Here is a 6272-nt window from a genome sequence, read left to right on the forward strand (position 1 = left end):
TTCTTACAGAGAAAGTTTCAAAGTTGCATATTAGAAACTAAAATACTCGTATTTTAATTCTATAAAGTATTCCAATTATTTTTCAAAGGACGAAAGATATAAAATACTAATTAACTTTCAGCTCTTTATAAAAATTTAAGTTACCTTATTAGCCCTTTTGCTTTCTCCTTTATTATATCTGCAACAGGTCTCCCTTCAATATTGCTTTCGAGCCATGAAAGAATATCCAAATACAAAAAAGCTCTCTTTTCATAAGGGTGATCTTCATACTGTTTTAATCTTTTATGAAGTTTTCTAAACTCCTCTTTAATTTGGTGAGGGTAAATATCTCCAAGGTTTTTAAGAAATTTGATCATTTCTTTTTGTACTTCATGTAGGTCATTCATTTTTATTAAAAACCGATAAGTCTCTTTTAGTTGGGTTTCTAAATGATAATCCATCCCAGCTTCATAATGAGCTACCAAACTTAGTACTCTGGAGAAGCACATCAAGTCTTCTCTCATCTTCAAAGATTTATTATTAATAATTTTGGATAGGTATTCAATACATTTTCGATGATTTGCCATTCCAAAATATAAACACCCAATCTTATAATAAAGTACCATTATATGATGATCATCCAAACGATTTTTAAATTCTGATATTCCGCTAAGAATCTCTTCTACCAAATACTCTCCTTCGTCAAAACTTCCTTCTAAAAAATGAACATTCAACTTATTGTTATAAATAAATTGAAAAGATAAAACTTCTATATTATCATCTTTAGGAAAAGTAAGATCGGTAATTCTATTTTCGAATTCTTGCAAAGTTGATCTTAATTGTGTTTTATCTTTTATGAGATACAAAGACTCTAATAAATAGTGATTTCCTCTAAGAAAAAAAACAGGATTTTGAACAATCATTTTTGGGTGCTCATAAAATAAATCCAACCATTTCTTCGAATATTTATAACACGATAAAAAATCCTGAACAATAAAACTATACCACAGATGAGCTTTATATAGCCAAAGTTTTTCTCTAAACCCTAACATATTCCATTCATATTTTGGCAGTTTCCCATTAAAATAATTAGTAATTTCCTGATGTTCTTTATCGTTTCTTACATAACCACTTTTAAGCATCAAACCATACAACTGAAGAGATAAATTAGACAACCTACTAGTCAACACGTTTTTCATACTTAACATCTTGGCTTCTACCGTTAGCTCATCTGCCCTACTATTGATACTTCTGGTTATATATTGCGTTTCTATAATTTTTTCAAACTCTACAATTTCATAAGCAATATTATGCTCTTCATTTTCCATAGCCAGGGTTTTGGCTTTATCTAATACCTTAAGGCTTTGCTTATATAGTCCTTTATGATATAATATAGAGGCAAAATCTAATTGTTCTCGTATTTGTGATCGAGTATTTTGATGTAATGGGCTTAGTCTTAAACTAATTAATATTTGTTTATATAAATGAGCTTTAAGATTAGAAAATTGTTGTTTTTTTACAATTCCTTTTGAAACAATAAGATCTTCATCCAGAGTATCGTGTTTATCCAAATGATTAAAAAGAGCTAGAAATTTTGAATCTGTGTTTACTCCTAATCGTCCTACATATACCTTAAATTGTCGTTTTTCTGATTTAGAAAGTGACTTCACTAAAACAAACAATGGATCTTTTTGGTCATTAGTCATTGTATGAAAATATAATATAATTAACTGATTTAAAAATAGTTATGTTTTAATTAAAAGATTTTAGCATTGTAAAATCAGTAATCAAATACTTCCTTTTTGAATTCCCAAAATATAAATTCGTAAGAGATTAAAGAAACATCTTTTAAGAATATTTTAAAATAATGATGTTTTTATAGATAACACTAAAAGTCAAATTCACTGTATTTCTATGAGTAATAATAAAGTTCAAATATTCGATACCACATTAAGAGACGGAGAACAGGTCCCTGGATGTAAATTAAATACGCAACAGAAACTAGTTATTGCAGAACAACTCGATCTTTTGGGTGTAGATATTATAGAAGCAGGATTCCCTGTTTCGAGCCCAGGAGATTTTACTTCGGTAAGTGAAATAGCCAAAATCGTAAAAAATGCAACTGTATGTGGATTAACCAGAGCTGTAGAAAAAGATATTAAGGTTGCTGCAGAAGCTTTAAGTTATGCAAAAAGACCTAGAATCCATACAGGTATAGGTACTTCTGAGTCTCATATTAAATATAAATTTAATTCTACACAAGATAAGGTAATAGAAAAAGGAGTTGCTGCAGTTAAATATGCAAAATCCTTTGTAGAGGATGTTGAGTTTTTTGCAGAAGACGCCGGGAGAACTGATAATGAATTTTTAGCTCGTGTATGCGAAGCTATGATCAAAGCTGGTGCAACTGTACTTAATATTCCTGATACAACCGGGTATTGTTTGCCAGAAGAATACGGTGCTAAAATTAAATACCTTAAAGAAAATGTAAAAGGTATAGATAATGTTATTATTTCTTGCCACTGTCATAATGATTTAGGCCTTGCTACTGCAAATTCTATCGCAGGAGCAATTAATGGTGCTCGACAAATTGAATGTACAATTAATGGTATCGGTGAACGTGCAGGCAATACATCTCTAGAAGAAGTAGTTATGATTATGAAACAACATCCGTATTTAAATCTAAATACCGATATTGATTCTAAATTATTATACAGTACCAGCCAAATGGTATCTGATCATATGGGTATGATGGTACAACCTAATAAAGCAATTGTCGGAGCTAATGCTTTTGCTCATAGTTCGGGAATACACCAGGACGGAGTAATTAAAAATCGGGAGACTTATGAAATTATTGATCCCGAGGAAGTTGGAGTTACAGAGTCTGCTATTGTACTTACCGCCAGAAGCGGTAGAGCTGCACTAGCTTATAGAGCCAAAAAAGTTGGTTACGAATTATCTAAACTTCAATTAGATGATGTTTATTCAGAATTTTTGAAATTTGCTGATCGTAAGAAAGAAGTTATCGATGAAGATATTCATCAAATTATGAAAAATACTAATGTAGCTACTGTAGTAGCATAAATAATACTAAAAGCCTACAAAAGCATTATTTTTGTGTAGGTGTTTTATATACATATGAAGAAAACTTTATTTGACAAAGTATGGGATGCGCATGTAGTCAAAGAGATACAAGACGGCCCACAAATATTATATATTGATAAACATCTAATTCATGAGGTTACCAGCCCACAAGCATTTGGAGAATTAGAACAACGTGGGATTCCTGTTTTTAGACCCGATCAAATTGTAGCTACTGCAGATCATAATACGCCTACAGAAGACCAACATCTTCCTGTTAAAGATGCATTATCCAGAAATCAACTCGAGCAGCTTACCAAAAATTGTGAGAAAAATGAAATTACATTATATGGCCTTGGTCATAAATATAATGGTATTGTTCATGTAATGGCACCAGAATTAGGTATTACACAACCTGGAATGACTATGGTTTGTGGTGATAGCCATACTTCTACACACGGTGCATTCGGAACCATTGCTTTTGGTATAGGAACCAGTCAGGTAGCACAGGTATTTGCCAGTCAGTGTTTACTGCTTCAAAAACCAAAAAGCCTTAGAGTTAATGTAAATGGGCAGTTAAAACCTGGCGTATTACCAAAAGATGTAATTTTATATGTGATCGCAAAACTTGGTACTAATGCCGGTACTGGATATTTTTGTGAATATGCTGGTAATGTATTTGAAGATATGTCAATGGAAGGCAGAATGACTGTCTGTAATATGAGTATCGAAATGGGTGCCCGAGGAGGAATGATTGCCCCAGATGAAACTACTTTTGAATATATCAAAGGCAAAGAATTTGCGCCTAAAGGGGTCGAATTCGACAAAAAAGTTGCCTACTGGAAAACATTACCTACAGATAAAGATGCGGTATTCGATAAAGAGTATCATTTTGATGCATCGGATATAGAACCCATGATTACTTATGGTACAAATCCAGGAATGGGAATCAAAATATCAGAAAATATACCTGTAGAAGATAATGCTTCATTCGAAAAATCATTAGCTTATATGAATTTTGAGAAAGGACAATCTCTCGTAGATCAAGAAGTAAATTATGTTTTTATAGGAAGCTGTACCAATAGTAGAATCGAAGATTTTAGAATTGCTGCAAACTATATTAAAGGTAAGAAAAAGGCCAACAATGTAACTGCTTGGTTTGTTCCGGGATCGCAACTCGTAGCACAGCAAATCGTTGAAGAAGGATTAAAAGATGTTTTTGAAAACGCTGGATTTCAATTACGACAGCCTGGATGCTCTGCATGTCTGGCAATGAACGATGATAAAATTCCGGAAGGAGAATATTGCGTATCTACTTCTAATCGAAATTTTGAAGGACGACAAGGACAAGGTGCAAGAACAATTTTAGCAAGCCCTCTAGTTGCTGCAGCTACAGCTATAGAAGGAAAAATTATTGATATTACTAAACAATTAAATTAATTATGGATAAGTTTACTAAACTAACATCCTCTGCTATACCATTATCTATAGAAAATGTAGATACAGATCAAATCATTCCTGCACGGTTTTTAAAAGCTACTAGTCGCGAAGGATTTGGAGAAAATTTATTTAGAGATTGGCGCTTTCATAAAAATGGAAGTATAAATCATGATTTTGTATTGAATGATACTACTTATAAAGGTAAAATATTAGTAGCAGGAGATAACTTTGGATGCGGATCTAGTAGAGAACATGCCGCATGGGCAATTAATGACTATGGTTTTAAAGTAGTGATATCTAGTTTTTTTGCTGACATTTTTAAAGGAAACGCTCTTAATAACGGAGTATTACCCATTCAGGTAACTCCAGAATACCTACAAGACTTATTTAATGAAATTGAAAAAGATGCTAATACGCAAATTGAAGTAGATCTTGAAGCTCAGAAAATTACCATTCTCGCTACTGGTTCTTCTTCAACTTTTGAGATTAACCCGTACAAAAAAACCTGCCTTATGAATGGTTATGATGACATTGATTTTTTAATCAGTAATAAAGCAGAAATAGAAGAATTTGAAAACGAAAGAATATAAATACATATAAGTTGTCAGGCAGAGCTGGTCGAAGTCTTATAAACTACAATCAAGAACAAAAAAACACTTCGACAAGTTTAGTGTGACAAAAAGAATAAACTTATGAAATTAGATATCGCAGTATTATCAGGAGACGGTATTGGCCCAGAAGTGACCGCACAGGCTATAAAAGCATTAGAGGCAATCGCACATAACTTTGATCATTCCTTTATTTTTAAAGAAGGATTAGTAGGTGCTATTGCCATTGACAAAACCGGAACCCCATTACCAGATGAAACCTTAGAACTCTGTGTACAAACAGATGCTGTTTTGTTTGGCGCAATTGGTGCTCCAAAATATGACAACGACCCTAGTGCTCCGGTTCGTCCCGAACAAGGTCTATTAAAATTACGAAAAGAACTTGGGCTCTATGCTAATATTCGTCCTGTAAAGGCCTATTCTACTTTAATCGACAAATCACCTCTTAAACGTGAGATTATCGAAGGAACAGATATTTCTATCTATCGTGAGTTAACTGGTGGTATCTATTTTGGTAAAAAAGAATTAAGCGATGATGGTAACGTTGCTTCTGATCTTTGCGAATATTCTAGAGAAGAAATCGAACGTATCGCTCATTTGGCATTTAAAGCAGCACAAAAGCGAAGAAAAAAACTTACTCTTGTAGATAAAGCCAATGTATTAGAATCATCTCGCTTATGGAGAAAAGTAGTTACCGAAATCGCTGTAGCCTATAGCGATGTAACCTTAGACTTTTTATTTGTTGATAATGCTGCAATGCAAATGATACTCAACCCTAGTCAGTTTGATGTAATTCTTACCGAAAACATGTTTGGTGATATTATTTCTGACGAAGCTAGTGTGATTGGTGGATCTATTGGTCTCTTAGCATCTGCTTCTATTGGAAATACATGCTGTATGTTTGAGCCTATACATGGATCTTATCCGCAGGCAACAGGAAAAGGAATAGCTAATCCAATTGCCGCTATATTATCTGCCGCTATGTTATTAGAGCATTTTAATTTATTAGGAGAAGCCAATGCAATTAGAGATGCTGTAGAAAAAGCGTTAGAGTTAAATCTTACTACTTCTGATCTAAATCCTAGTAACCCACTTACCACAGAAAAAGTAGGAGATTTTATTGCTGATTACATATTAAATCCCGAGGATTCTAATATCAATTTT

The 6272-nt window shown here is 33.0% G+C and carries 5 protein-coding genes; 4 read left to right on the top strand and 1 reads right to left on the bottom strand.

Translation table 11 applies throughout. The annotated features are described in order from the left end of the window. Positions 1 to 140 precede the first annotated feature (140 nt). Entirely contained in the window at positions 141 to 1685 is a 1545-nt protein-coding gene (locus tag Z053_RS0126245; RefSeq protein ID WP_025667933.1) for a class I SAM-dependent methyltransferase, read from the bottom strand. A 208-nt stretch (positions 1686 to 1893) separates the two neighbouring features. On the opposite strand from Z053_RS0126245, the gene Z053_RS0126250 reads away from it, so the two are divergent. The 4 genes from Z053_RS0126250 to leuB form a co-directional block, all read left to right on the top strand. Next, on the top strand, positions 1894 to 3063 hold the full coding sequence (locus Z053_RS0126250; protein WP_025667934.1) for a 2-isopropylmalate synthase: 1170 nt from the start codon (positions 1894 to 1896) through the stop codon (positions 3061 to 3063). Positions 3064 to 3117: 54 nt separating this feature from the next. Then, a complete protein-coding gene (gene leuC, locus Z053_RS0126255; protein ID WP_025667935.1) occupies positions 3118 to 4500 on the top strand; it encodes a 3-isopropylmalate dehydratase large subunit in 1383 nt (460 codons plus the stop codon). A gap of 2 nt (positions 4501 to 4502) precedes the next feature. After that, a complete protein-coding gene (gene leuD / locus Z053_RS0126260) occupies positions 4503 to 5090 on the top strand; it encodes a 3-isopropylmalate dehydratase small subunit (protein WP_025667936.1) in 588 nt (195 codons plus the stop codon). 102 nt (positions 5091 to 5192) lie between these two features. Next, positions 5193 to 6272 (top strand): 3-isopropylmalate dehydrogenase (gene leuB / locus Z053_RS0126265; protein ID WP_025667937.1); only part of this gene is annotated, 1080 nt, incomplete at its 3' end.

Source organism: Aquimarina megaterium XH134 (assembly GCF_000520975.1).
GTDB lineage: Bacteria > Bacteroidota > Bacteroidia > Flavobacteriales > Flavobacteriaceae > Aquimarina > Aquimarina megaterium.

Bases quoted from the DNA above. Each gene is read 5' to 3' on its own strand.
- Z053_RS0126245 (WP_025667933.1), bottom strand. From the start codon at position 1,685: ATGACTAATGACCAAAAAGATCCATTGTTTGTTTTAGTGAAGTCACTT.
- Z053_RS0126250 (WP_025667934.1), top strand. From the start codon at position 1,894: ATGAGTAATAATAAAGTTCAAATATTCGATACCACATTAAGAGACGGA.
- leuC (WP_025667935.1), top strand. From the start codon at position 3,118: ATGAAGAAAACTTTATTTGACAAAGTATGGGATGCGCATGTAGTCAAA.
- leuD (WP_025667936.1), top strand. From the start codon at position 4,503: ATGGATAAGTTTACTAAACTAACATCCTCTGCTATACCATTATCTATA.